The organism is Pustulibacterium marinum (genome assembly GCF_900116665.1).
In the GTDB taxonomy this organism is placed as follows: Bacteria; Bacteroidota; Bacteroidia; order Flavobacteriales; family Flavobacteriaceae; genus Pustulibacterium; species Pustulibacterium marinum.
The window spans coordinates 274,851-300,479 of sequence record NZ_FPBK01000002.1; the positions used below are offsets into that span (position 1 = coordinate 274,851).

The window sequence follows — 25,629 nt, forward strand, 5'->3', positions numbered from 1 at the left end:
GAATTGTTTTTTACTGACAATTGTCAGTGATTTTTTGAGCTGAATTCTTGCAAAATTAAATATCATATTGCAAGCCAATTTCGCTCCTTACAGTATCTAATAACTGTATTAATTTACGGCTCAATTCAAAATTCATGATAGGACTTTCCGTAGCTCCTTCTAATAATAATGAGCCAAAATGTGCTACTTCAAAATTGTATCCTATTGTGGTATAATCAAAATCTAAAGTTTCCGTAGTACCATCATTAGATTTTAAAGTAACCGTACTAGGTTCGTGAAATCTACTGTTTAAGAGAACGGTTCCGTTTTCACAAACAATGGTAGCTTCTGTAGCTGTTTTTTCTAGTAGGGTGCTTTTTAATTTTGCTACAATATCATTGTTATATTGAAAGTTCATTTCGCATACACTGTCTGCTCCGGTTTCAAAAAACTGAGCCGTTGCGTTAATTTTTTTAGGCATTCCTAAGATGGAAAGTGCTGCAAAAATAGGGTAGATGCCTATGTCTAATAATCCGCCACCTCCGAGGGATTTATTTAAAAGTCTACTGGATGGATCAAGTTCTGCTACAAAACCAAAATCTGCTTCTAAACTTTTAATAGAGCCAAAGGTTTCATTTTTAAGAAAATTAAGTACATATTGATAATGTGGTAAAAAGTATGTCCACATGGCTTCCATAAGAAGTACTTTTTTACTTTGTGCAATTGAAATCATTTCTTCAACCTCATTTGCGTGCATAGCAAATGGTTTTTCACAAAGCACTGCTTTTCCGTGCTCTAAACATAGTTTCGTAGCAGTTGCATGATGCGTATGAGGAACGGCTATGTAAACAGCATCTACGTGTGGGTCTTTCACCATTTCTTCATAAGATCCGTAACTTTTTTCGAAACCAAATTCTTTTGAGAAAGAGGTAGCTTTGTCAAAAGACCGCGAAGCAACTGCATATTTTTGTGCGTTGGTTACTACGGTAAGGTCTGTTGCGAATTTTTTTGCAATTTTTCCGGCACCGAGAATTGCCCAGTTTACAGTTGTTTTTTTGTTCATGCGATCTGTTTTTTAGGTAAAATGAATTGTAAAATAGTGGCTAATAGGATTACAATAACGCAACCGTAGAAGTTAAGCCATAAAAATCCTAATTTTTCTTGTCCTGCAGGATGTATGTGTATGGCGAAATACCAAATAGCAATGATAATCACCTGTGTAAGCAATGCTGCTATGAAGGTTGCATTTCCTTTAATAAATTTAAAAAAGAATGCAATTAAAAATATACCAAGAACATTTCCATAGAAAATAGATCCAATGATGTTCACCAATTGAATTAAGTTTTCAACCAAGGAACCATAGCTAGCAAATAGAATGGCAATGATACCCCATAAAAGAGTGAAACCTTGAGAGGCTCTTAAAAAATGGTTTTCAGTTTTTTCAGATTTTAAATTACGCTTGTAAATGTCCATGGTTGTGATGGTTCCTAGCGCGTTCAATTCAGATGCAGTAGAAGACATGGCGGCAGATAAAATCATAGCCAGTAGTAAACCTACTAACCCGGTTGGTAAATTATTCAGAATAAAATGAATAAATACATAATCTTTGTCGTTGGTTTCGAGGGTAGGATCTACTTTTTCTATTATTTCTCTTGCTTCCTCTCTGCGTTGTAACTCTTCTTTATTTAACTGAATAATTCGATTTTTTGCAGCCATCGTAGCATCATACTCTTTAATGTCTAAAGCCGCACTAAATTCATCCTGTGCAATTTTCTTTTCTACTTCTGCTAGCCTATGTTCTGCTTCCAGTTTTATGTAATCATTTTTATATTTTGATTGCATTACTTCTTGGTAAGCAGCCGGATTAAAATTAAGTGGAGAATGATTGTATTGATAAAACACAAAAACCATGACTCCAACAAGCAGTATGAAAAATTGCATTGGTATTTTAAGAAGTCCATTGAAAATAAGTCCAAGCTGACTTTCTCGAACAGATTTTCCCGAAAGGTAGCGCTGTACCTGGCTTTGATCAGTTCCGAAATACGCTAGCATTAAGAAAAAACCTCCTGTAATTCCACTCCAAAAGGTATATCTACTTTCGGTATTGAATGAAAAATCAAGTATCTTCAGTTTGTTGTTTGCGCCGGCAACTTTTAGTGCTTTACCAAAATCAATATCATTGGGTAAATAGTTGAGAATGATAAAAAATGCAGTAAACATACCTAGCATAATGACAAACATTTGCTGTTTTTGAGTCACACTTACAGCTTTTGTACCTCCGGAAACTGTATAAATTATAACGAGTACACCTATAATTAAATTTAAAGTTTTTAAATCCCAGTTTAAAACAGCCGATAAAATAATAGAAGGCGCATAAATGGTAATTCCTGCAGCAAGCCCACGTTGAATGAGAAATAAAACCGCTGCTAGCGAACGAGTTTTAAGATCAAATCTTTTTTCAAGAAATTCGTAAGCCGTGTAAACTTTTAATTTATGATAAATAGGGATAAATACCATACAAATAACAATGGTAGCTAGTGGCAGTCCAAAGTAAAACTGAACAAATCCCATACCATCGTGAAAAGCTTGTCCAGGTGTTGAAAGAAACGTAATAGCACTCGCTTGGGTAGCCATTACAGACAACCCTATGGTGTACCATTTAGCTTCTTTATTTCCTAAAATATAATCATCTACATTTTTACTTCCACGGCTTTTTAAATAGCCATAAATAACAATAAAAGCGAGTGTGCCGGCAAGTATAATCCAATCTATAATTTCCATAACTAGCTATTGCTTACCATAATGATATAAAAGACTATAAAGTAGAAGATGTTTGCCAATATAACGGCAAAATATATATGATTCCATTTGAATTTGTCAAACATTGTTATCCTTTTATTTTATCTTTAGGAAGTTCACTTTTACCAACCGAAATAAGATTGGTGAACAATTTAAAAGCACCAGGAACGCCAGCTGGAAGTTCTCTGAAAAAGCTTAATCCTGTATAAATATAATATCCTTCTCCATATTTTGCCACCAAGAGACTACCTTTTTTGGCTTCTTCTCCTTTGTCATGCATAGATAAAATTGGAGTAAAGGCTTCGTCCCAGCTATTTGGGAAATACAACCCGCGTTCCTGCGTCCATCCATCAAAATCTTTTTGAGTGATCTTATTTGGAAAATTTAGAATAGGACTATCTTTTTCAAGAAATGTTACTGTCGCATTTTCATCTGTAACTCTATCATATGACAAACTCATTTTATACGGGGTCAAATGATCTGTAAGTAATCTTCTGTTGGTGTTGTATTGTGCAATTACAGTTCCTCCATTTTTAACATACGATTCTAGAAATTGTTGTTTATATGGAAGTGTATTGACAGTATTATAAGCTCGAATTCCTATAACAATTGCATCGTACTGTGAAAGGTTGCCTTCTGTAATTAGTTCAGGATCAATTATTGAAACAAAATATCCTATTTCCTGAAGACTTTCTGGTATTTTATCACCCGCTCCTGCTATGTAACCAATATGTTCTCCAGCTTTATCAATATTCAAACGAACAATTTTGGAAGTGGCTGGCAATAAGACCGATTGTTTCGGAATATGATCATAATCTATTGTAACTAGTTTTTTATCATATTGCTGATTGTTGATAGTAACAATAGGTTGTACACTCCCCACGCTTTCTTGTTTTGGAGGTGTCACAGAAAACTTTAGTTGTTGTATGTCATTTTTCTCATTGATTGAAAAAGCAATTTCTTTTGGGAATACTTCCCATTCCTTTGGAATAGATAAGGAAACAACTCCTTCAGTATGATCTTTCCCAGCTCTTACGGTAACTTCAATTTCTTGTGTATCAGAATTTGAAAAAATGATCACATCTTTGGCAATGGATGCTGTTACTTCCGGAAGTATATGAAATGGTTCAAAAGTTTCACCTTTATCAGGATAAACTTTTTTATAGACAACAGATTTTGTGAATGTAATAGGGGTATCATCAATAAGCAGACTTATGGTAGCATTTACTGGAGCCGGTGTTTCTGGTTTTCCTATTAGTTTTTGTTTATCTACTTTGTACATACCCAATGTACCTTCTTCCATTAACCAGTATGGAGTACTGTATGCACTGTTTTTTGGAATAGTTACCGAAAAATCAAACGTATTTTCTTGATTATATGGAAGGGATTTTTGAAATGTTTTCGCTTGATTGTCTTTATCAATCGCTACATTTTGTAACACAATATTTTGATGACTTCTATTGGTTATTTCAAGTTGAATTGTGGCACTATTACCAGGAGTTACACTTGCATTTACACTATTTGCTTGTATATACAGTCCGCAACATGCCTGAATAATTTGCTTGATTTCGTTAGATTTATAAGTTCTCCAGTAAGAATCTTCTAGGTTTTGAATCAATTTATAAGCTTTCAAAAGCTCTGAAACATGCGTTTCAGGATGAGAAAAATTAAAATTAGCTTCAACATTTTCTAGAATGTTACCAATAGCTTTTCCTCCTTTAACTCTTGTCCATGTTGTATTAATGCCGCTAAATAAATCTTCTTCGTTAGAAGGCATTTCACCTTTAATCAATTCTAAATATTCAGTATTGCTTCCTCTTGTTCCTGCAGTTCCAAAACCTTGACAACGATGTTGAGATCTACTTAAACCGGCAATTTCGCCATTACTTTTTCCTTTTAAAGGATAATATACACCATCATCCACAGAAATCATTTTAGATTTATCTGCTTTATCAAAAGCTTCTTTGCTTCCGTAGAACCACCAATTGGTATTGAAAAACATACGTTTTGGTTGCCAGGTTTCTGTGTATTGTAATTGATCTGGAAAAGCTTTTGGATCATTTACTTTATCAAAGGCTGTAACACTTAAAATTGCCGAGGTAGTATGGTGTCCGTGCGTAGTTCCCGGAGTTCTATGGTCAAAACGATTGATGATAATGTCTGGTTTGAAATTTCTCATGGTCCAAACTACATCTGCAAGTACATCATCTTCATTCCAAAATTCCAACGTTTCACTTGGGTGTTTTGAATATCCAAAATCATTTGCTCTTGAAAAAAACTGTTCTCCACCATCTACTCGACGTGCTGCTAATAATTCTTCGGTACGCAATACACCAAGTAATTCTCTTAATTCGGTTCCAATTAAATTTTGTCCACCATCACCGCGTGTAAGTGATAAATAACCTGTTCTTGCTTTTGTATGGTTAGATAAGTATGCAATTAAAGCGGTGTTTTCATCATCGGGATGTGCAGCAACATAAAGTGCAGTTCCCAGAAAATTAAGCTTTTGTATCTGTTCGTAAATTTCTGAAGCATTATAAGTGGTAGGCTTTTGTGCAAATGATAGGGAGGTAAAGGTAAAAGATATAACAATAGCCAGTATTTTTCGCATGTTTCGGGTTTTAGTTGATTTTCAAATATATCAAAAATTATACCCAAAGCAGGTTTCAATTGGTGAATTTTATCTGAACTAAAATGAACTTATCTTTCCTTTAAATTTTAATATCATAAAGAGTACGGTTACTTTTGTAATTCAATATCATACCATATCAAAGCCAAAACAACAATGGAAATAAAATACATCAATAGAGCAACCGGAGCTATAGAAACGGAAAATCCGCCAGCTGTGGGACTTTTAAAATTCTTGTATAAAAATCCTATTGGAACAAAAACTATATTACCGTTTGCCAAGCGAAAATTAATTACGGCTTTGTTTGGAAAGCGAATGGATAAACCGGCGTCTATTCAAAAAATACAACCCTTTATAGATGCTTTGGGTATAGATATGAGCGAGTCTAAGAAACAGGTTGCTGAGTTTACCTCGTTTAATGATTTTTTCTACAGAATGCTAAAACCAGGTGCAAGACCTATTGGAAAGGGGTTGGTATCACCGGGTGATGGAAGATTGCTTGCTTTTGAAAACTTTGAAGATGTACATCACTTTTATGTGAAAGGAAGAAAGTTTACGTTGAAAGAATTTTTAGGAGACGAAGTTTTGGCCAAAAAGTATAAGAAAGCTTCTATGATTATATTGCGATTAGCACCAAACGATTACCACAGGTATCACTTTCCATATGCAGGAGTTCCTTCTGCAATTCAACCTATAAAGGGACATTACTATTCGGTTTCGCCTTATGCTTTAATTCAGAATTTTACAAAAGTATTTTGTGAAAACAAGCGTGAACTGTGTACATTAGAAATTACAGATAAAACACCTATGTTAATTCTTCCGGTAGGAGCCACAATGGTGGGGAGTATGCATAGCACCTTTACACCTGAGAAAGCTGTTGAAAAAGGGGAAGAGATGGGGTATTTTGCATTTGGAGGATCAACGGTTGTAATGCTTTTTAATTCGAAAGATTTTGAAATTTCACCCGATTTATTAGAAAATACCAAAAACAAATTGGAGACCTATGTGAAAATGGGAGAAACTATTGGAGTGCCAAAATCATAAACGATTCATAAAAAAACATCCCTTTTTATCAATTCAGAAAAAGGGATGCAAATGAACTACTTTCTTTGAGTTTTATAAAAAATGAGCTCCTTTTATAAGCACAGTTTTATTTTTGATATTTTCTGGAATAGCTACTTGTGAATCATTGCTTGATAATATGGGAAGTGCCGTTTTTTTAAAGTAGTATCCTTCGTTATTTTCAGATATTAAAATAAAAACAAAACGTTTGTCATCTTCATTATTTACTGCTGTTGCTGGTATTGCAAAAGATTTGCTTGTATTTGTAATGATTTTTGCGTTGACATACATTCCTACTGTAAAATTCATATCTTTTTCATTACGTAAATGACCATGAACTTTTACCGTTTTATCTTTGGAAATGGTGTTACCTACCAAGTGTACTTGTGCATTAAAGGTACTGTCAGAAGCTTCTAATACTTTAAATTTAATTTCTTGTTCTTTATGAACGTTTAAAATATCTTTTTCAAAAACATTGAGCTCCAAATGTAAATGATCATTATTTACAATTTCCATGAGCTCATCTGTTGGAGAAACATAGCTTCCTATACTGTAAGTTAAATTTGCAATAGTCCCGGTAATTGGAGCATATAGATGAATTACTGATGAAAAATTTCCTTTCATAACTTGGTTTGGATTTAGGTTGAGTAGGCGTATTCTTTTTTCCAATCCATTAAATTTTGCCTTTGCTGCATTGTAATCGCATTTCGCTTTTAAAAAGTTTTTTTCTGAAGTTATTTGTTCTTCGTAAAGAGTGTTTTGACGCTCATATTCAGATTTTAAGTATTCCAGTTGCTCGCCAATTTCCATATATTCTTGTTGAATATCAATATATTCGGGGTTTTCTAATGAAAGTAGTAAAGCTCCTCTAGTTACATGGTTTCCAATAAGTAATGGAGATTTTTTAACATATCCTGCCATGAAAGTGCGAACCGAGGCTCTATTTTGTGGAGGAACATCTATATAGCCATTTGCAGATATATAATTGTCAAATGTAGTTTCTAGTGGTTTTCCCAATTTCATATCATTTGAAGAAAACTGATCTTTTGTAATGAATATTTCATTAGATTCTGTTTCGTTTGCAGTAGTTTTATTTTCTTTTGTAGAAGAAGATTCTCCGCAAGAAGCTACTATTAAAAGTAATATGATTGTTGATAGATTTTTCATTTTCTTAAAGCGTTAAATGGTTGATTTGAATAGCAATTTCATTGTAAGAGAAAAGAGCTTGTAAATGTGCAAGTCTAGTTTTCATTGCAGTGTCAATACTTTGTATGTATTGAAAAAAATCTATTTCGCCATTCTTAAAACTCTTCTCGGCAGTTTCTATAATTTTATTACTCAGTACAGCACCTTCTTGTTCGTAATAATCAAGTTCTAATTGTTGTTTCTGAAGCTCGCTCAATAGCATCTGGTATTTAGTTTGTAATTGTGAGCTGTAAGATTTAACTTGATAGGATGCAGCGTCTCTTTTAAATTTTGCAGCTTTAATTCTGGCTTTTTGTCCATTGAACAAAATGGGGATGTGAAGTCCAATTTGATAACCGGAAAGCGATTTATTTAAATCACTGTTGGTTCCTTGAAAGTATTCTACAGAAATGTCTGGTAGTAACTGTTGTTTTTCAAATTTGTAATTTAGGTTGCTCAAGGTAGCCTGTTTTCTTTGGACTTGAAGACCTGCATTATTGGAAGTGTCTATGGCGTTTACAAGAATTTTATCATAAGTTGATTTTTCAAGTTTAAACGACTTTTCTATTTGTGAAAGTTGATATAGTTCTTGGTAAGCAGAAGACACATCTTGTTGTGAAGATTGAAATTGAATAGCTATTTCTTTTTGCTTTGTTTGCGCGGTGATTTTTTCAAGATAGTTAGTTTCACCTAATTCAAATCTTCTTGTGGCTGCATGGGAAAAGTTTTGATACAAACTATCTAAGTATTTATAGATCTCCGTTTTTTCAGTGGTAAATTGCACATGATTGATACTTTGAAGAACAGCTTTTTTTACCTGAATTTTCTTGTAGTTTTGCTCAGCTTTTGCTACTTCAAAATTTTGTTTTAATACCTTGTGTTTACTTCCGTAAACCGTAGGGAAAGCAAAATCTTGTGTGGCTCCCCAAACCTTTAAAGGTTCATTGTTTATAGCAAGATTATTTTCATCGTAGCTGTGAAAAATATAAGTCTTTCCAAAGTCAAAAGCAGTTCCTTGTTGTGCCTGGGCTGCATTGGTCTGTTCTTTTAATTCTCTTAAAGATAGATTTTTTGTCATCGCACTATCTATAATAGCTTCTGTTGAAAGTATATTTTCTTGCGCATTTGTTAAGCATGGAAATATAGAAATAGTAATCAACAGCAATAACGTATTGATATGTTTATTTGAATTTATTTTCATTCGAATCGGTTTAGAAAAAACAATGTAAAGTACCGGTAATACAATCAATGTAAGTAAGGTTGCAGTGATTAAACCACCAACTACTACAGTGGCTAAAGGTCGTTGCACTTCTGCACCGGCATTGGTAGAAATAGCCATGGGAAGAAATCCTAGAGCTGCTGCAGATGCAGTGAGTAATACAGGACGTAAACGATCGTTGGTTCCTTTGATAATTATTTGTTGTAATGAAAGGTTTGTTGTGTGTTCCAGTTCCTTGAAATATTCTATAAGCACAATGCCATTTAAAACTGCGATACCAAAAAGTGCTATGAAACCTACACCTGCTGAAATACTGAATGGCATTCCACGAAGCCATAAAAAGAAGATTCCACCAATACTTGCCAAGGGAATAGCGGAGAATACCATAAGTGCTTCTTTTAACGAATTAAATGCCATATATAGCAAGAGAAATATAAGGATCAAAGCCACCGGAACAGCAATTAGCAATCGGTTACGAGCACTTTGTAAGTTTTCGAACTGACCGCCATACGTGATATTATATCCAGAAGGTAAGCTTATTTTTGAGTTTACTACTTTTTTAATATCATCTACTACAGATTGTAAGTCTCGGTTTCTCACATTTACTCCAACCACAATTCTACGTTTGGTATCGTCTCTAGATATTTTAGCAGGACCTTTTGTATAGCTTATCTCAGCTAGTTCTTCTAATGGAACTTTATTTCCAGATGCAGTATTTATGTAAAGTCTTTTTAGATTTTCAATATCCTTTCTATAATTTTCCTGAAGTCTTACTACTAGGTCAAATCTCTTTTCTCCTTCGAAAACGGTTCCTGCTTTAGCTCCTGCAAATCCTGTTGAAATAAGATTATTCAGATCTGCTATAGCAACACCATATTGTGCTATTTTAGCTCGGTTATAGCGAACGCGCATTTGTGGTAAACCTTCAATTTTTTCAACTGTGATATCTGCGGCTCCTGGAATATTGCTAATTACATTTTTAATAGCTTTTCCCTTTGCAGCTAGAATGTCTAAATCTTCTCCAAAAATTTTAATAGCAATATCCGATCGAACACCGGTAACCAGCTCGTTAAAGCGCATTTCTATGGGTTGTGTAAATTCTATTTCCATATTAGGAATTACTTCAAGCGCTTCTTTAAATTTTCCGGCTAACTCATCTTTTGTCTCTGCAGAAACCCATTCGTCTTTTGGTTTTAGTTTGATGATGACATCACTTTCTTCCATTGACATAGGATCAGTAGGTACTTCTGCCGCACCAATTCTACTTGCAATTTGATCCACTTCTGGAAAATTTTCCTTTAGTGTTTTTTCAATCTGTGTTGTTATTTTTATAGTTTCATCTAGTGATGTACCTGTTTTGAGAACAGGTTGAATTACAAAATCACCTTCATCAAGAGTAGGTACAAATTCGCTTCCCATTCTAGAAAATAGAAAACCACCAAGTATGATGAACAGTAAACTAATGGCTATAATTGGTTTGGTATGTTTGAGCGCAAATTTGATGGTAGGAGTGTATTTCTTATGAAGAAAAGCCATCAATTTATCAGATAGATTTGGTTTTGTTCTTTTTTTGGAACTAAGAAATAAAGAAGAAGCTACCGGAACATATGTAAGACAAAGAATCATAGCTCCTATTAATGCGAAGCTAAACACAAGAGCCATGGGAATAAACATTTTTCCTTCTACACCTTGTAAGGATAAAATAGGTATAAATACGATTAAGATAATGATTTGTCCAAAAAAGGCAGATTTCATCATTTTGCTAGCTCCATCAAGAGCAATTGTATCTCTTGTATTTTTTTTATCACTTTTAGAAAATTCTTGCAGTTCTTTGCTATGTTTCATGAATTCATGGGCTATGAATTCTACGATGATTACAGCGCCATCTATAATAATTCCAAAGTCAATGGCTCCAAGACTCATTAAGTTTGCATTGACATTGAAAATGTACATCATAGAAAGAGCAAAAAGTAAACACAATGGTATAACGGAAGCTACAACCAAACCAGATCGCCAATTGCCGAGTAATAATACCACTACAAAAATTACAATTAAACATCCTAAAATGAGGTTTTCTGCAATGGTATGAGTAGTTTTTGCAATAAGTTCGCTACGATCTAAAATTGGATTTATATAAACTCCTTCTGGTAATGTTTTTTGTAAAGTAGCTATACGATCTTTTACCAAGCCTATAGTTTCCAATGAGTTGGCGCCTTTCAACATCATAATTTGCCCCATTACTTTTTCACCCTCTCCATTTGCTGTAATAGCTCCAAAACGGGTGGCATGTCCAAATTTTACTTGCGCAACATTTTTAATAAGAACAGGAATATGATTTTGCGTTGAAACTACTATATTTTCAATATCTTCCTTACTGCTTACCAAACCTTCACCACGAATAAAATAGGCTTGATTGTTTTTTTCAATATAACTACCGCCTGCGATACTATTATTTTCTTCTAATGCTTTAAAAACTTGAGAAGGAGTTAACGATAGGGCATTAAGATGTTCTGGGTTAATAGCTACTTCGTATTGTTTGAGATATCCACCCCATGTATTTACTTCTACAACGCCTTTGATACCAGAAAGTTCTCGTTTTACAATCCAATCTTGAATGGTTCTTAAATCGGCTGCAGAATACCAATCTTTATATGCTGGCTTAACATCTAGTGTATACTGATAGATTTCTCCAAGTCCTGTGGTGATAGGTCCCATTTCTGGAGCTCCAAAACTTTCAGGGATATTTTGTGAAGCCGATTTTATTTTTTCGGCAATTAATTGTCGAGGTAAATACGTTCCTATAGATTCTTCAAAAACAATGGTGACAACAGAAAGACCAAATTTGGAAACCGATCTTATTTCTTTAACCCCAGGTATGTTTGCCATTTCTAGCTCTACGGGATAGGTAATGAATTTTTCTACATCTTCGGTAGATAAATTTTCTGAAGTTGTAATTACTTGTACCTGATTGTTGGTAATATCGGGTACAGCTCCAATGGGTATTTTTGTAAGGGAATAAACACCAAAACCTGCTATTACGAGAGTGAATAGTATAGCTAACAGCTTATGCTGCATGCTAAACTTAATTATTTTTTGCATGGATATGATTCAATAAGATAAAACTTGATTTTTGTATTTTACGCTTGAATTATATCAAATATTTAGGAGGTTGTAATAGCTTATTTGAAAGAAGCCAATGCTGGCAATTGGGTGTATAAAGGATAGTTTTTTTATGATTGATAACCACTGATGTCGTAATCTTTTCCGTATTTTTTAAAAGATAATTTGGGATAAAATGATTGATGTGGTGCTCTCCTGAATGATTATCAAACGGAATTTTATGTTGGCTATCGTGCTCTTTTGTGTGCGAAGCTTTGTTTTTTCCGTAGTGTTTTTCTAAGAATGAATAGAAGTTATCACCAAATTCAGAATGATGAAGTTGGTAATGATCATATAAACCAACATATTCTTTCATATCGGTAAACGCTCCAAAAATGAGTTGAATACTGAATTTTAGAAGGAAAAAAATATGTAAGTAGTTTTTAAACATATGGTTACAAAGGTACTTTTCTTTGTTTTCTATTGAAGCATTCTATTCTTAAGATTCGCTTAATTTTTAATCTATTGTAATTTTAAAAGTAGTTCCTTTTCCTTCTTCACTATGCATGGTTATAGGGGCATGAATCATTTCACTAGCTTTTTTTACTATGGACAGGCCTAAACCATTTCCTTTTATTTTTCTATCACTTGGATTTATTCTGTAAAATGGATTGTAAATTTTATCAAATTCATCCTTTGCAATTCCTATTCCTTGATCTTCAATATAAATGTAAGGCTTATTATTTTCTTGAGATAACTTAATGGTTATTTTTGAATTGATTGGAGAATATTTAATGGCGTTACTCAGCAAATTTTCGAGTATTAATTCCAAGTAATATTTGCTTGTAAATAATTCTTGGCAATGATCATCTTTTATATAAACGGCAATGTTTTTTTCTGAAATTTGCTTTCGAAAACGCTGAATAATATCATCTATAAGAGTTGTTGTAGCAAAGTTTTCCTTGTTTATAAGTTGTTCGTTCTTATTAAAACGAGCTAGTAGTAATAATTGATCTACGATGTCTGAAATACGGTCAATTTCTTGAATACTACTAGTTATCTTCGTTTCGTATTCTTTACAATTTCTTTCTTTTCTAATTAACACTTCCAGGGTTCCTTTTAATACTGCCAGCGGAGTTCTTAATTGATGTGAAGCATCTGAAGTAAATTGTTTTTCTCGTTGTAAAGCTTCCTCAATTCTGTCTAAAAGGTCGTTAATGGACTTGGTTACTAAAAATAGTTCATCTTTATTTTTAGGAAGTGTAATTCTTTGATTTAAATTCTCTTTTGTAATTAGATTGGCTGTATTTGTTATTTTTTGAACTGGTTTAATGGCACCACCGGCTAAAATTCTTGAACTCACAAAGATGAGAATCAATATAAATGGGAAAAAGAGTAACAGATTAAATAATAGATCATCCAATATCTCGGTAATATTTTCAACGGACATAGCTGTAATAATATAGCCTTTGACAACATTTTTTTCATGTATTGGAGTCTGAATTTGTCTGATAAAAGTACCGTTCAATTTGGTGTTAAATGCACTATTATTCTCTTGATTAACATGAAGTTTTAGGTTGCCATTTTTAAGATTGGGTGATTTGTCCAGTGTATTTCCCAATGAATCCGTTATCTGCACAAAAACCGGGTTTACCTGTAGTTCAACATGTTCTCGTTCTTCCCATTCTTCTTTATCTGTAAAAACAATTTGATGATGATCTACTGCAATTTCAGCAAGATGTAATTTAGACTCATAAAAGAGATCAGAATCAATATGTTGATATAAAGATTTTTTTACAACAAGATAAATACCTGCAAATACAACGCTCATAACAATGGCAGTTATAAGCATGTAATAAAGAGAAATTCTATTTTTAAAAGATAAATTCATTCTACAATCATGTAACCTACACCACGCACAGTTTGTATGTAATCTTCGGTTTTAGTGAAACCCAATTTTTTACGTAGTCCATTTATATAAACATCAATAATACCGGTGTCATATTCAAAATGAATATCCCAAACTTGTTCAATAATTTGATTTCTAGAACAAACTTTTCCTTTATTTTGAAGTAAATGTTCTAGCAAGGCAAATTCCTTTTGAGTAAGTGGAACTTCAAGTCCAGATTTTGTTACTTTATGCGCATCAATATCCATAGAGATGTCTTTTAATTGAAGTATGCTATGTATATTGGATACATTTCTTAACTGTACTTTAATGCGCTCAATTAGTTCATCAAAATGAAAAGGTTTTTTGATATAATCATTTGCGCCCGATTGCAAACCTGCAATAGTATCTTGGATAGTATCTTTTGCGGTTAAAAAAATGATTGGGGTTGCGGTATTTTCTTTTCTGTATATTTTACAAATTTCCAAACCACTAATTCCAGGTAACATCCAGTCTAGCAAGATTAAGTCAAAGGATTCTAGCTTAAGCAACTGTAAACCTTCGGTTCCTGTATTTGCAATAGAAACATGGAAATTTTCTTCTGTTAAACCTTCCTTTACAAAATTTGCAATACCATCTTCATCTTCTATAATTAGAATTTTTGCCATACTTCAAAAATAGAAAATCAAATAGTTAGATTTCCTTTTTATTCTTAAGATTTGATTAAAACCAACCTTTATATTTAAAGCTTCTTCATAATATCTTTTGTAACTGTTAAAATATTCCCGCTTATACATCGTTGTTTGAGTAAGTTTTATTTATTTTGCGCCCATGCGAAAAGCTTTGTTTACCCTTTTTTTAATAATGTTTGTAGAAATAATTTCTGCCCAAATTGGGGGGCAAAGTACCTATCAGTTTCTTAATCTTGTAACTTCTCCAAGGCAAGCTGCACTGGGTGGAAAAGTTATTACCAATTTTGATAGCGATGTTGCCCAAGGACTTTTCAATCCGGCAAGTATTAATAATGATATGGATAATCAACTGGCATTGAATTATGGGAATTACTTGGGAAATGTGAATTATGGATCTGCAACATATGCTTATCAGTATGACAGATATGTTAATACAATTATGGCAGGTATTACCTATGTGAATTATGGATCTTTTGATGGAAGAGATGAATATGGAAATGATACAGGAAGCTTCTCTGGAAGTGAAACAGCCGTTTCTGTTGGTTGGGCCTATGATATTCCGTGGTCTGATTTTAGGGTAGGAGCCAATGTGAAATATATTTATTCTTCCTTTGAAAGCTATAATTCTATGGGAGGAGCTTTTGACCTTGGTTTAATGTATGTAAATGATAAACTCGACTTTAACGCGGCTATTGTAGTTCGTAATATAGGAGTTCAATTTACAACCTATGCAGGTTTGCAAGAATCTTTACCGTTGGAAGTAGATTTAGGTTTGTCACAGACTTTAGAACATGTACCAATTCGTTGGCATTTAACTTTTGAAGATTTACAATATTGGAATGTATCATTTTCAAACCCGGTAAATTCAGAAGAGAGTTTAGATGGAACTGTAACTGAGGAGAGCGATACTTTTTTTAAAGAACTCTTTAGACATACTGTTATTGGCGCTGAACTATTTCCGGAAGGAAACTTCAATATTCGCTTAGGTTACAACTTTAGAAGATCTTCCGAAGGAAAAATAGAAGAACTAAGATCATTTTCAGGATTTTCAGGAGGATTTGCGTTACAAATTAATAAGACCAAAATAAGCTATACCTTTGCAAGGTACACCACTGCGTCACATGCGAGTTTATTAGGTGTACACTTCAATCTTCAATAATATCTATGAAAAAGAAAATTACAATTGCTATTGATGGTTTTTCATCAACAGGAAAAAGTACCATAGCAAAGGAAATTGCAAAATCACTCGGCTACGTTTATGTAGATACGGGAGCAATGTATAGAGCAGTTACTTTATTTGCTATGAATTCAGGAATGGTTTCACCAGAATTAACCAATAGTTTAGGGTTGATTAAACTTTTGCCTCAGGTTAAATTGCAATTTAAGTTCAATGAAGAGAAAGGTGCTGCAGATATGTACTTAAATGACATCAATGTAGAAGATAAAATAAGAACTTTAGAAGTTTCTAATTTGGTAAGTGTAGTTGCTGCCATTCCCGAGGTTCGTTACAAACTCGTAGAGCAACAGCGAGAAATGGGTAAGGAAAAAGGAATCGTAATGGATGGTAGAGATATAGGTACAGTAGTTTTTCCAGATGCAGAATTAAAACTATTTATGACCGCTTCTGCAGAAGTAAGGGCGGAACGCAGGTATAAAGAACTTACAGAAAAAGGAGAAGCAGTAGATTTTGACGCTGTATTATCAAATATCCAGCAACGCGATCATATAGATTCTACAAGAGAAGATTCTCCATTGGTAAAAGCAGAAGACGCTGTAGAAATTGATAATTCTTATATGAGTAGAGAAGAGCAGTTTGCAAGAATTTTAAGTCTAGTACATATTACTTTAGAAAAATAAATAAATTTTCATTTAAGCTGTTGTAAATCATAAAACAAGTTTGTATTTTTGCACTCCTTTTTAAACAAAGTAGGAGAGGAGAAGGAAATTATTGTATATCAATTTATTAATACTTCTGTTTTGGAGTTGAACTTTCCTAGCAAAGCAGAATACAAATTTTTAATCAGCACATGGCTGAAGAACAAAACAAAACTGTAGCTCAAAACCAAGAAGAGTTTTTAGCGAATTTTAACTGGCACAACTACGAAGAAGGTATTGATCAGGTAGAGGACGAACAACTAAAAGAGTTCGAAAACTTAGTAGAGAAAAACTTCGTAGACACTGCAGATGAAGAGGTAGTAGAAGGAGAAGTAATTCACATTACAGATCGTGAAGCTATCATCGACATCAACGCTAAATCTGAAGGTGTAATCTCTTTGAACGAGTTCCGTTACAACCCAGATTTAAAAGTTGGTGACAAAGTAGAAGTATTGATTGACGTTAGAGAAGATAAATCTGGTCAATTAGTATTATCTCACCGTAAAGCAAGAACAATCAAAGCTTGGGATCGTGTAAACGATGCTCATGATAAAGGTGAAGTAGTTAACGGTTACGTTAAATGTAGAACTAAAGGTGGTATGATTGTAGATGTTTTCGGAATCGAAGCATTCTTACCTGGTTCTCAAATTGATGTGAAACCAATCCGTGACTACGATCAGTACGTTAACAAAACTATGGAATTCAAAGTGGTTAAAATCAACCATGAGTTCAAAAACGTAGTTGTTTCTCACAAAGCGCTTATCGAAGCAGATATCGAAGAGCAGAAGAAAGAAATCATTGGTCAATTAGAAAAAGGACAAGTATTAGAAGGTGTTGTTAAAAACATTACTTCTTACGGTGTGTTTATTGACCTTGGTGGTGTAGATGGTTTAATCCACATTACAGATCTTTCTTGGTCTCGTATCAACCACCCTAACGAGGTTGTAGAATTAGATCAGAAATTGAATGTTGTAATCTTAGACTTTGATGATAACAAGTCAAGAATTCAATTAGGTCTTAAACAATTACAAGCTCACCCATGGGAAGCTCTTGGAGACGAGGTTAAAGTAGGTGATAAAGTTAAAGGTAAAGTAGTTGTTATTGCAGACTACGGTGCGTTTATCGAAGTTGCTGACGGTGTAGAAGGATTAATCCACGTTTCTGAAATGTCTTGGTCTACTCACTTACGTTCTGCTCAAGATTTCGTAAATGTTGGTGACGAAGTTGAAGCAGTTGTTTTAACTTTAGACAGAGAAGAGCGTAAAATGTCTCTTGGTATCAAGCAATTGACTCCAGATCCATGGACAGATATTACTACTAAATATCCTGTAGGTTCTAAACATAAAGGAACTGTACGTAACTTTACTAACTTTGGTGTATTCGTAGAATTAGAAGAAGGAATTGACGGATTAATCTATATCTCTGATCTTTCTTGGACTAAGAAAATCAAACACCCATCTGAGTTTGTAAACGTTGGTGATATCTTAGAAGTAGTTGTTCTTGAATTAGATGTTGACGGACGTAAATTATCTTTAGGTCACAAACAAACAACAGCTAATCCATGGGATAAGTATGAAGATGATTATGCTGAAGGAACTGTTCACAACGGAGCTATCGATGAAATCGTTGACAAAGGTGCAACTGTAACTTTCAACGAGGATATCGTAGCATTCATTCCTTCTCGTCATTTAGAAAAAGAAGACGGTAGCAAATTGAAAAAAGGTGAAGCTGCAGATTTCAAAATCATTGAATTCAACAAAGAGTTCAAAAGAGTTGTTGCTTCTCATACAGCTATCTTCAAAGATGAAGAGAAGAAAAATGTAAAAGCTGCTACTAAAGCAAGTAACAATGCAGAGAAAACTACTTTAGGAGACTTAGACGCTTTACAAGAATTAAAAGATAAAATGGAAGGAAAATAATCCTGAAATTTTAAAATAATTTTAAAAGCCCTGAATTTTTTTCAGGGCTTTTTTTATGGTTATAAGTATTTGATTGTTAGTCTTTCATAAGATGATCTTTGATTACAGTTTATGCCACTGTTTAAAAGGGAAAACTATCAACAAGTAACGGTTGAAAAATGCTTTCTAAATATTATGAATGCTAACTAAAATTAGTTACTTTTGCCTGATTTCAAATACAATCGCTTCAAAAAATGGTAAAAGATTTATTCGAGAGAATACAGCAAAACAAAGGACCTTTAGGAAAATGGGCTGCACATGCAGAAGGATATTTCGTATTTCCAAAATTGGAAGGAGAGCTTAGCCCAAGAATGAAATTTAGAGGAAAAGATATCTTAAACTGGAGTATTAACGATTACTTAGGTTTAGGGAACCATCCCGAAGTTAGAAAAATAGATGCAGAAGTAGCGGCAGAATACGGTGCTGCTTATCCAATGGGTGCTCGTATGATGAGTGGTCATACCTCTGTGCACGAACAATTACAAGACGAATTAGCTGCTTTTGTGAAAAAAGAGGCTGCCTATGTTTTAAACTTTGGTTACCAGGGAATGGTTTCCATTATTGATGCATTGGTTTCTAAAAATGATGTAATTGTATACGATGTAGATTCACATGCATGTATTATAGACGGGGTACGTTTACACCACGGAAAAAGATTTACATACAAGCATAACGATGTTGAAAGTTTAGAGAAAAACTTACAACGTGCTACTAAAATTGCAGATGAAAGTAATGGAGGTATTTTGGTAATTACCGAAGGTGTTTTTGGTATGCGAGGACAGCAAGGTAAACTAAAAGAAATTATTGCTTTAAAAGAAAAATACAACTTCCGTGTTTTAGTGGATGATGCACACGGTTTTGGTACTTTAGGAGAAACTGGAGCAGGTGCTGGTGAAGAGCAAGGATGTCAAGATGGTATTGATGTTTATTTCTCTACGTTTGCCAAAGCAATGGGAAGTATCGGAGCTTTTGTAGCAGCAGATAAAGACACGATCGATTATTTAAAATATAACTTACGTTCTCAAATGTTTGCTAAATCATTACCAATGATTTATACAAAAGGAGCATTGAAACGTTTAGATATGTTACGTACCATGCCAGAGCTTAAAGCAAAGTTATGGGAAAACGTAAACAACCTTCAAAATGGATTAAAGAGTAGAGGTTTTGAAATTGGAGAGACTAATACTTGTGTAACTCCGGTTTACCTTAAAGGTAGTATTCCAGAAGCTATGGCATTGGTTCATGACCTTCGTGAAAACTATGGTATATTCCTTTCTATTGTAGTGTATCCTGTAATTCCAAAAGGAATTATTTTATTGAGAATGATTCCTACATCTTCTCATAATATAGAGGATATCAATACTACTTTAGCTGCTTTTGAAGCAATTAGAGAAAAATTACAAAACGGAACTTATAAGAAAATTTCAGCTGCTGTAACGCAAGCAATGGGAGAATAAGTTTTGATAAAATATAAAATAAGAAAAAAGGATGCTGGATAAGGCATCCTTTTTTTTGACCATTTCGGTTTAAAATGTCAGAAAGAAAATAAACTTTCTTTGATGATTTCTTGTTCACAAAGGTGTAAATTTTATAATCTCGAAAAAATGACAAAAGTCAGCAAATTCAATCCTATTTGCAGTAATTTTGAAGGAAAATAATATCATTATGAATAAAGGTATCTACATTGCCACAATGGAAGAAGACAGTGGAAAATCACTGATTTCTTTGGGGTTAATGCAAACATTGCTAGGAAAAACAGCAAAGGTAGGTTATTTTCGTCCTATAATAGACAACCTCCCTGAAGGTAAGAAAGATAACCATATAGAAACCATTCTTTCTCATTTTGAGGTTGCTCAGACCTATGAATCCGCTTATGGCGTTACGCGTTCAGAAGTAATAGAAAAGCGCGATAAGAATAATGGAGGAGCTTTTTTGGATGTCATTATTCAAAAGTATAAAGAACTCGAAGATCAGTTTGATTTTGTATTGGTTGAAGGAACTGATTTTTCCATGAAAGGGAATGTTTTTGAATTTGATACCAATGTTTCTATCGCTAGAAATTTAGGACTTCCAACTATTATTATTTGTAGTGGACGTGGTAAAACACAACAAGAGTTAGTAGGAGCGTTAGATTTTGCTTATACATCTTTCAGAAACAAAGAAGTAAAGGTAATTGGTATCGTAGCCAATAAAATTGAAAAGGAAAATATGAATTATGTTTCCTTCGACCTGAAAAAGTTATTTTCTGAAGAAGTTGAAATATCTGTAGTTCCTTTGATAGATACGTTAATGAATCCTACCATTAAAGAAATTGTAGAAGAACTAGATGGTAAAGTGTTGTTTGGTGAAGATCATTTAAACAATCAAACCGGTAGTTTTGGAGTAGGAGCCATGCAGTTAAGAAACTATCTTACCAAATTGAAAGAAAAAAGCTTGGTAATCACTCCGGGAGATAGAGCCGATATTATTTTAGGAGCTTTACAAGCACATATTTCTTCTAATTATCCTAAAATTTCTGGAATTGTATTAACAGGAGGTTTAATTCCAGAAGATAGTATTTTACGTTTAATAGAAGGTTTGTCTCAAATTGTACCCATCGTTTCTGTAAAAGGTGGAACGTTTGGTGTAACCAATAAAATTGGGAGTATCAAATCACAAATTTATAGAGACAGTAAAGACAAGATTCTTACATCTATTGCTATTTCAGAAAAGTATTTGCAATTAGATAAATTATCTGAAAAATTGATCAATTTCCAATCGCATGTGATTACGCCAAAAATGTTTCAGTATGGTTTGTACAAGCGTGCACAACATACACGTAAACACATTGTATTACCGGAAGGATCAGACGAACGAATTCTTACAGCTACCATGCGCTTATTAGCCTTGGATATTGTAGATATTACATTGTTGGGGAATTTGAATAAGATAAAAACCAAAGCAACCGATCTTGGTTTGAACTTAGATTTTTCGAAAATTAATGTAATTGAGCCTGTAAAGTCTGAAAAATATCAGCAATATGCCGAAACGTTTTATGAATTAAGAAAGCATAAAGGTGTAAATATGGATATGGCCAGAGATATGATGGCCGACGTTTCCTACTTTGGAACCATGATGATTCATATGAAAGACGCAGACGGAATGGTATCTGGAGCGGCACATACCACACAACATACTATTCGCCCGGCGTTACAGTTTATTAAAACCAAACCGGGAGTTTCGGTGGTTTCTTCTGTATTCTTTATGTGTTTAGAAGATCGTGTTTCTGTATTTGGTGATTGTGCGATAAACCCAAATCCTTCGGCTGAGGAACTGGCAGAAATTGCAATATCTTCAGCAGAAAGTGCAAATGGTTTTGGTTTAGAGCCAAAAATAGCCATGTTATCGTATTCTTCAGGAACAAGCGGAAAAGGAGAAGATGTAGACAGAGTTCGCAAAGCCACAGAAATTATCCGAAATAAACGACCAGATTTAAAAGTGGAAGGCCCTATTCAGTATGATGCTGCCGTTGATGCTTCTGTAGGTAGAAGTAAAATGCCAGATTCTGAAGTTGCAGGACAAGCCAATGTATTGATTTTTCCAGATTTGAATACGGGTAACAACACCTATAAAGCGGTACAAAGAGAAACCGGAGCTTTGGCCATTGGACCAATGTTGCAAGGATTAAACAAACCTGTAAACGATTTAAGTCGAGGTTGTACGGTTAACGATGTGTTTAATACCGTTATCTTAACGGCAATACAGGCACAAGGAATTTAAATTCAATCATAAAAAGACATCATATTTTCATGAATATATTAGTAATCAATTCAGGGAGTTCATCTATAAAATATCAATTAATCAAAATGCCCGAAGAAACTGTAGCTGCCAGTGGTTTGGTAGAGCGTATAGGTTTAGACGGCGCTTTGATTCATTATAAATCAGGAGATTTTAAATTAACCAAGGAAGTAGATGTTCCAGATCATGAAACAGGATTATTGAAGATTACCACCTATCTTTTGGATAAAGAGTTTGGTGTGATCAGTGACAAAGATAATATTCAAGTTGTAGGGCACAGAGTGGTTCATGGTGGTAAAACTTTTTCGGAAACCGTAGAAGTGACCGAAGAGGTGAAGGAGAAAATAAAGAGTGTTTTTCCATTAGCTCCTTTACACAATCCTCACAATTTAAAAGGAATTGAAGTTGCAGAAAAAGTTTTTGATAAAGCAAAGCAAGTAGCGGTTTTTGATACAGCATTCTTTCAAACAATGCCTCAAAAAGCGTATCAATACGCGATTCCTAAGAAGTTTTTAGAAGAGAACGATGTTCGCGCTTACGGATTTCATGGAACCAGTCATAAGTACGTATCAGAACAAGCAATTGCATACTTGGACCGTCATGAATTTCCTAGTTCAAAAATCATTACCGTGCATTTGGGAAATGGCTGTAGTATTACTGCTATCAAAGACGGTAAAGCTATAGATCACTCTTTGGGATTGGGACCTGCAAACGGATTGATTATGGGAACCAGAGCAGGAGATATTGATCAATCTGTGATATTTTTCTTGATAGATAAACTTGGGTATACTGCAGAACAGGTAAACAATATTCTTTTGAAAGAAAGTGGAATGTATGGGTTAACCGGTTATAGCGATATGCGCGATATTGAAGAAAAATCTGCAGAAGGCGATGAAGACTGTAGATTGGCACTTTATATGAATGGTTACCGAATTAAGAAGTACATTGGTTCGTATATCGCAGCAATGAATGGCGTAGATGCTATTGTATTCACAGCCGGAATTGGCGAGAATAGTAGCGTAATTCGAAAAATTGTATGTGATGATATGGATTTCTTAGGATTGCAATTGGATCCTCGTAAAAATGCAGTAAGGGGAAAAACCGTTAGAGCTGTAAATTTACCAGAAGCTTCGTTGAAGATTTTGGTAGTGCCAACCAATGAAGAATTAGAAATAGCAAAACAATCTTTTGCAGTAGTTACTAAATAATCTCAGCATAGCATAAATTAAAAAATCCGGATATGAGCATATCCGGATTTTTTAATTTTATGAAGTCATTTAAGACTATTCAATATCTTTTACAAACGTGCAACGCTCTGCATATACTTCTGGATCAAAATTCTTCCAAAGTCTACGAACTGGCATATTATCTGCAAGTTCTGGAGTTCTAATGCAGTTTTCAATACCTTTTGCACTCATTACTTTGAAATATTCATTGAAAAGAATAGCGGTTACTCCTTTGTTTTGATATTCAGGCTGTACACCAATAAGGTAGAACAAAGCTGTTTTGCTATATTTTTTAGCTTTCAGTAAGTGAAGGAATCCAAAAGGGAACAGTTTTCCGTTTGCTTTCTGCAATGCTTCAGAGAAGGAAGGCATTACAATTCCAAAACAGATCAATTCATCTTTATCATTCACTACAAACTTGATGTATTCCGGGTTGATAAAGCTGATGTATTTCTTTTTAAAATACTCCTTTTGAGCATCGGTCACTGCAACAAATGAAGAAAGCGTAGCATACGATGAATTGAACAAGTCAAACATTTTGTCTACATACGGCATTACGTCTTCGGTTTTTGTAAAGTTCACCGGGCGTAAGTTGTATCGTTTTCTGATGAGCTTTTCGGCCTTCTGAAAGAAAATTGGTTTAGCATTGGCAAAAGGAAACCTATTTTCTACATATTCTTTCTCTACTTTAAATCCGTATGCTTCGTAATGTTTCACGTAATAGGCGTGATTGTACCAGGTTGCCATGGTGGATAATTCTTCAAAACCTTTGGTAAGTACACCAACCTTATCCAAATTGCTGAAGCCCATTGGACCTTCTGCATATTCCAAATTGTGATGTTTTCCGGTGTCAAAAACTTTGTCTAGAAGTGCTTTAGAAACTTCCAGATCGTCTATAAAATCAAACCAACCAAAACGTACTTTCTTTATTTTTTGGTCATTTACCTCTAACCAATTCACAATAATGGCAATTCTACCCACCATTTTGTGGTCTTTGTAAGCACCATAAAATTTAGCTTCGGCAGTTTGAAAGGCAGGGTTAGCTTCTGGATTAAAGGATTCCATTTCGTCTTTGATGATTGGCGGAACCCAATATTTGTTACCCTTGTATAATGTAAATGGAAACTTTACAAAAGTTTCCATTTCTTTTTTAGTTTGTAATTCTTTAATGGTTATCATAGCTAGTTAATCTTGCGGATCTTCTATCGTTTCTTCTATTTTTTCGAGTCCTTTTTTACGTTTCTTTTTCTTCTTCTTTTTCTTTTTTCCTCCTGTAAGATCTTTGTTTGCTTTTTCTTTACTGGTTTTTAATTCATCGCGGTGTCTATCAATTCTAAAAGACAATCCGAGTCCTCCAAAAGTTTGTGCCGGAGTATCTTTTATACTTGTCCCTGCATTTAAATCTATTTGAACATTTTTACCTAAAAGATATGCAAAACCAAATTTTACAATATTATCAGCATACACATCACTTTTAACTCCTTGATCTTCCACAAACATACTAAATCTAGGATTGCTAGAAAAGGCATGTGTAATTGTTACCACAAATCCCATCTCTGGATAATCGGTTGCAATACGGTTATAACTGAAATTAGCTACCAAAACCCAAAACGGTAAAAAATTACTCTGAGCAGAAAGCACTGCCTTTGGGCTTATTTGAGGTTCTTCCAGTTGTGCATAGAAGGCATAATTCTGTAAATTATATTGATTGAAATAATCGTATGGACTTTCAGACATGTTGAAGTTTGCCCCCGCATATAATGAAATGGCAGGAACTACATTTCTCCAATGGAAACCATGATTGGCGTCCCAACTTCTTATATTGATTTTCTGATCTTCTTCACTTACCGGATCAAAGAGTAAATATTTAATTCCGAGTGTGTTTTTAAGAAAGTTACTGCGCTTGCTTATGACTTCGGGCGAAACGGTTGTGTTGGTCAATTCATCAAATTGATAGGTGAAATCCCATAAAATTTCCAGTTGTTCTTTAAAAAAACCATAGCGTAAGGTACCATCAATAGCATACCCCTCTACAATAGATTGATTAAAGTTTTGGTGTTCTAATTTTTTATAGGTGAATCCGGTTTCTAATTGTAATACTCTTTTCCCCACGCTATAGGCACTCATAGACGTTCCCGGTCTGTTGGAATTGATAACGTCTGTATATTGAGCATGAAGATTGGTGAAGGAACATAGTAGCAGTAGAATAAAACTTCGGATAACTAATTTCATATGTTTTTT

The 25,629-nt window shown here is 34.1% G+C and carries 17 protein-coding genes; 7 read left to right on the forward strand and 10 right to left on the reverse strand.

Going from position 1 to position 25,629, the window contains the following annotated elements; genetic code table 11:
* Window positions 1–55: 55 nt before the first annotated feature.
* From BM383_RS05675 to BM383_RS05685, 3 genes are all read right to left on the reverse strand, one after another.
* Window positions 56–1,042, reverse strand: a complete 987-nt coding sequence (locus BM383_RS05675) for a Gfo/Idh/MocA family protein (protein WP_093023905.1) — start codon at window positions 1,040–1,042, stop codon at window positions 56–58.
* Entirely contained in the window at window positions 1,039–2,760 is a 1,722-nt protein-coding gene (locus tag BM383_RS05680) for a sodium:solute symporter family protein (protein ID WP_093023907.1), read from the reverse strand. The genes BM383_RS05675 and BM383_RS05680 overlap by 4 nt, the downstream gene beginning before the upstream one ends.
* Before the next feature lie 106 nt (window positions 2,761–2,866).
* A complete protein-coding gene (locus tag BM383_RS05685) occupies window positions 2,867–5,389 on the reverse strand; it encodes a PIG-L family deacetylase (protein WP_093023909.1) in 2,523 nt (840 codons plus the stop codon).
* A gap of 174 nt (window positions 5,390–5,563) precedes the next feature.
* Here BM383_RS05685 and asd point away from each other — a divergent pair, with 174 nt between their 5' ends.
* Window positions 5,564–6,451, forward strand: a complete 888-nt coding sequence (asd, locus tag BM383_RS05690) for an archaetidylserine decarboxylase (RefSeq protein WP_093023911.1) — start codon at window positions 5,564–5,566, stop codon at window positions 6,449–6,451.
* Between the two features lie 72 nt (window positions 6,452–6,523).
* Here the strand turns inward: asd and BM383_RS05695 are convergent, their stop codons facing one another.
* The 5 genes from BM383_RS05695 to BM383_RS05715 form a co-directional block, all read right to left on the reverse strand.
* Window positions 6,524–7,636, reverse strand: coding sequence for an efflux RND transporter periplasmic adaptor subunit (locus tag BM383_RS05695; protein WP_093023913.1), 1,113 nt, complete (start codon window positions 7,634–7,636; stop codon window positions 6,524–6,526).
* Window positions 7,637–7,640: 4 nt separating this feature from the next.
* Complete coding sequence (locus BM383_RS05700; protein WP_093023915.1) at window positions 7,641–11,972, reverse strand: CusA/CzcA family heavy metal efflux RND transporter; 4,332 nt, start codon at window positions 11,970–11,972, stop codon at window positions 7,641–7,643.
* A 49-nt stretch (window positions 11,973–12,021) separates the two neighbouring features.
* A complete protein-coding gene (locus BM383_RS05705) occupies window positions 12,022–12,423 on the reverse strand; it encodes a hypothetical protein (protein WP_093023917.1) in 402 nt (133 codons plus the stop codon).
* Window positions 12,424–12,489: 66 nt separating this feature from the next.
* A complete protein-coding gene (locus BM383_RS05710; protein WP_177229068.1) occupies window positions 12,490–13,803 on the reverse strand; it encodes a sensor histidine kinase in 1,314 nt (437 codons plus the stop codon).
* Window positions 13,804–13,859: 56 nt separating this feature from the next.
* Window positions 13,860–14,528 carry a response regulator transcription factor gene (locus BM383_RS05715; protein ID WP_093023921.1) on the reverse strand — a complete coding sequence of 223 codons (669 nt, stop codon included), beginning with the start codon at window positions 14,526–14,528 and terminating at the stop codon, window positions 13,860–13,862.
* A gap of 196 nt (window positions 14,529–14,724) precedes the next feature.
* Here BM383_RS05715 and porQ point away from each other — a divergent pair, with 196 nt between their 5' ends.
* From porQ to BM383_RS05745, 6 genes are all read left to right on the forward strand, one after another.
* On the forward strand, window positions 14,725–15,711 hold the full coding sequence (gene porQ / locus BM383_RS05720; protein WP_245766537.1) for a type IX secretion system protein PorQ: 987 nt from the start codon (window positions 14,725–14,727) through the stop codon (window positions 15,709–15,711).
* Between the two features lie 5 nt (window positions 15,712–15,716).
* Window positions 15,717–16,409 (forward strand): (d)CMP kinase, encoded by a 693-nt coding sequence (gene cmk, locus BM383_RS05725; RefSeq protein WP_093023925.1) that lies wholly within the window; start codon window positions 15,717–15,719, stop codon window positions 16,407–16,409.
* A 170-nt stretch (window positions 16,410–16,579) separates the two neighbouring features.
* Window positions 16,580–18,346, forward strand: a complete 1,767-nt coding sequence (gene rpsA, locus BM383_RS05730) for a 30S ribosomal protein S1 (protein ID WP_093023927.1) — start codon at window positions 16,580–16,582, stop codon at window positions 18,344–18,346.
* 233 nt (window positions 18,347–18,579) lie between these two features.
* Entirely contained in the window at window positions 18,580–19,842 is a 1,263-nt protein-coding gene (locus BM383_RS05735; protein WP_093023929.1) for a cysteate-C-fatty acyltransferase, read from the forward strand.
* Between the two features lie 208 nt (window positions 19,843–20,050).
* Window positions 20,051–22,144, forward strand: a complete 2,094-nt coding sequence (gene pta, locus BM383_RS05740) for a phosphate acetyltransferase (RefSeq protein WP_093023931.1) — start codon at window positions 20,051–20,053, stop codon at window positions 22,142–22,144.
* Window positions 22,145–22,173: 29 nt separating this feature from the next.
* On the forward strand, window positions 22,174–23,370 hold the full coding sequence (locus tag BM383_RS05745) for an acetate/propionate family kinase (protein ID WP_093023933.1): 1,197 nt from the start codon (window positions 22,174–22,176) through the stop codon (window positions 23,368–23,370).
* A 75-nt stretch (window positions 23,371–23,445) separates the two neighbouring features.
* Here BM383_RS05745 and BM383_RS05750 read toward each other — a convergent pair whose 3' ends face one another.
* Window positions 23,446–24,567: a GNAT family N-acetyltransferase gene (locus BM383_RS05750; RefSeq protein WP_093023935.1), complete on the reverse strand. Its 1,122-nt coding sequence runs from the start codon at window positions 24,565–24,567 to the stop codon at window positions 23,446–23,448.
* A gap of 6 nt (window positions 24,568–24,573) precedes the next feature.
* A complete protein-coding gene (locus BM383_RS05755; protein ID WP_093023937.1) occupies window positions 24,574–25,620 on the reverse strand; it encodes a transporter in 1,047 nt (348 codons plus the stop codon).
* Between the last annotated feature and the right edge of the window lie 9 nt (window positions 25,621–25,629).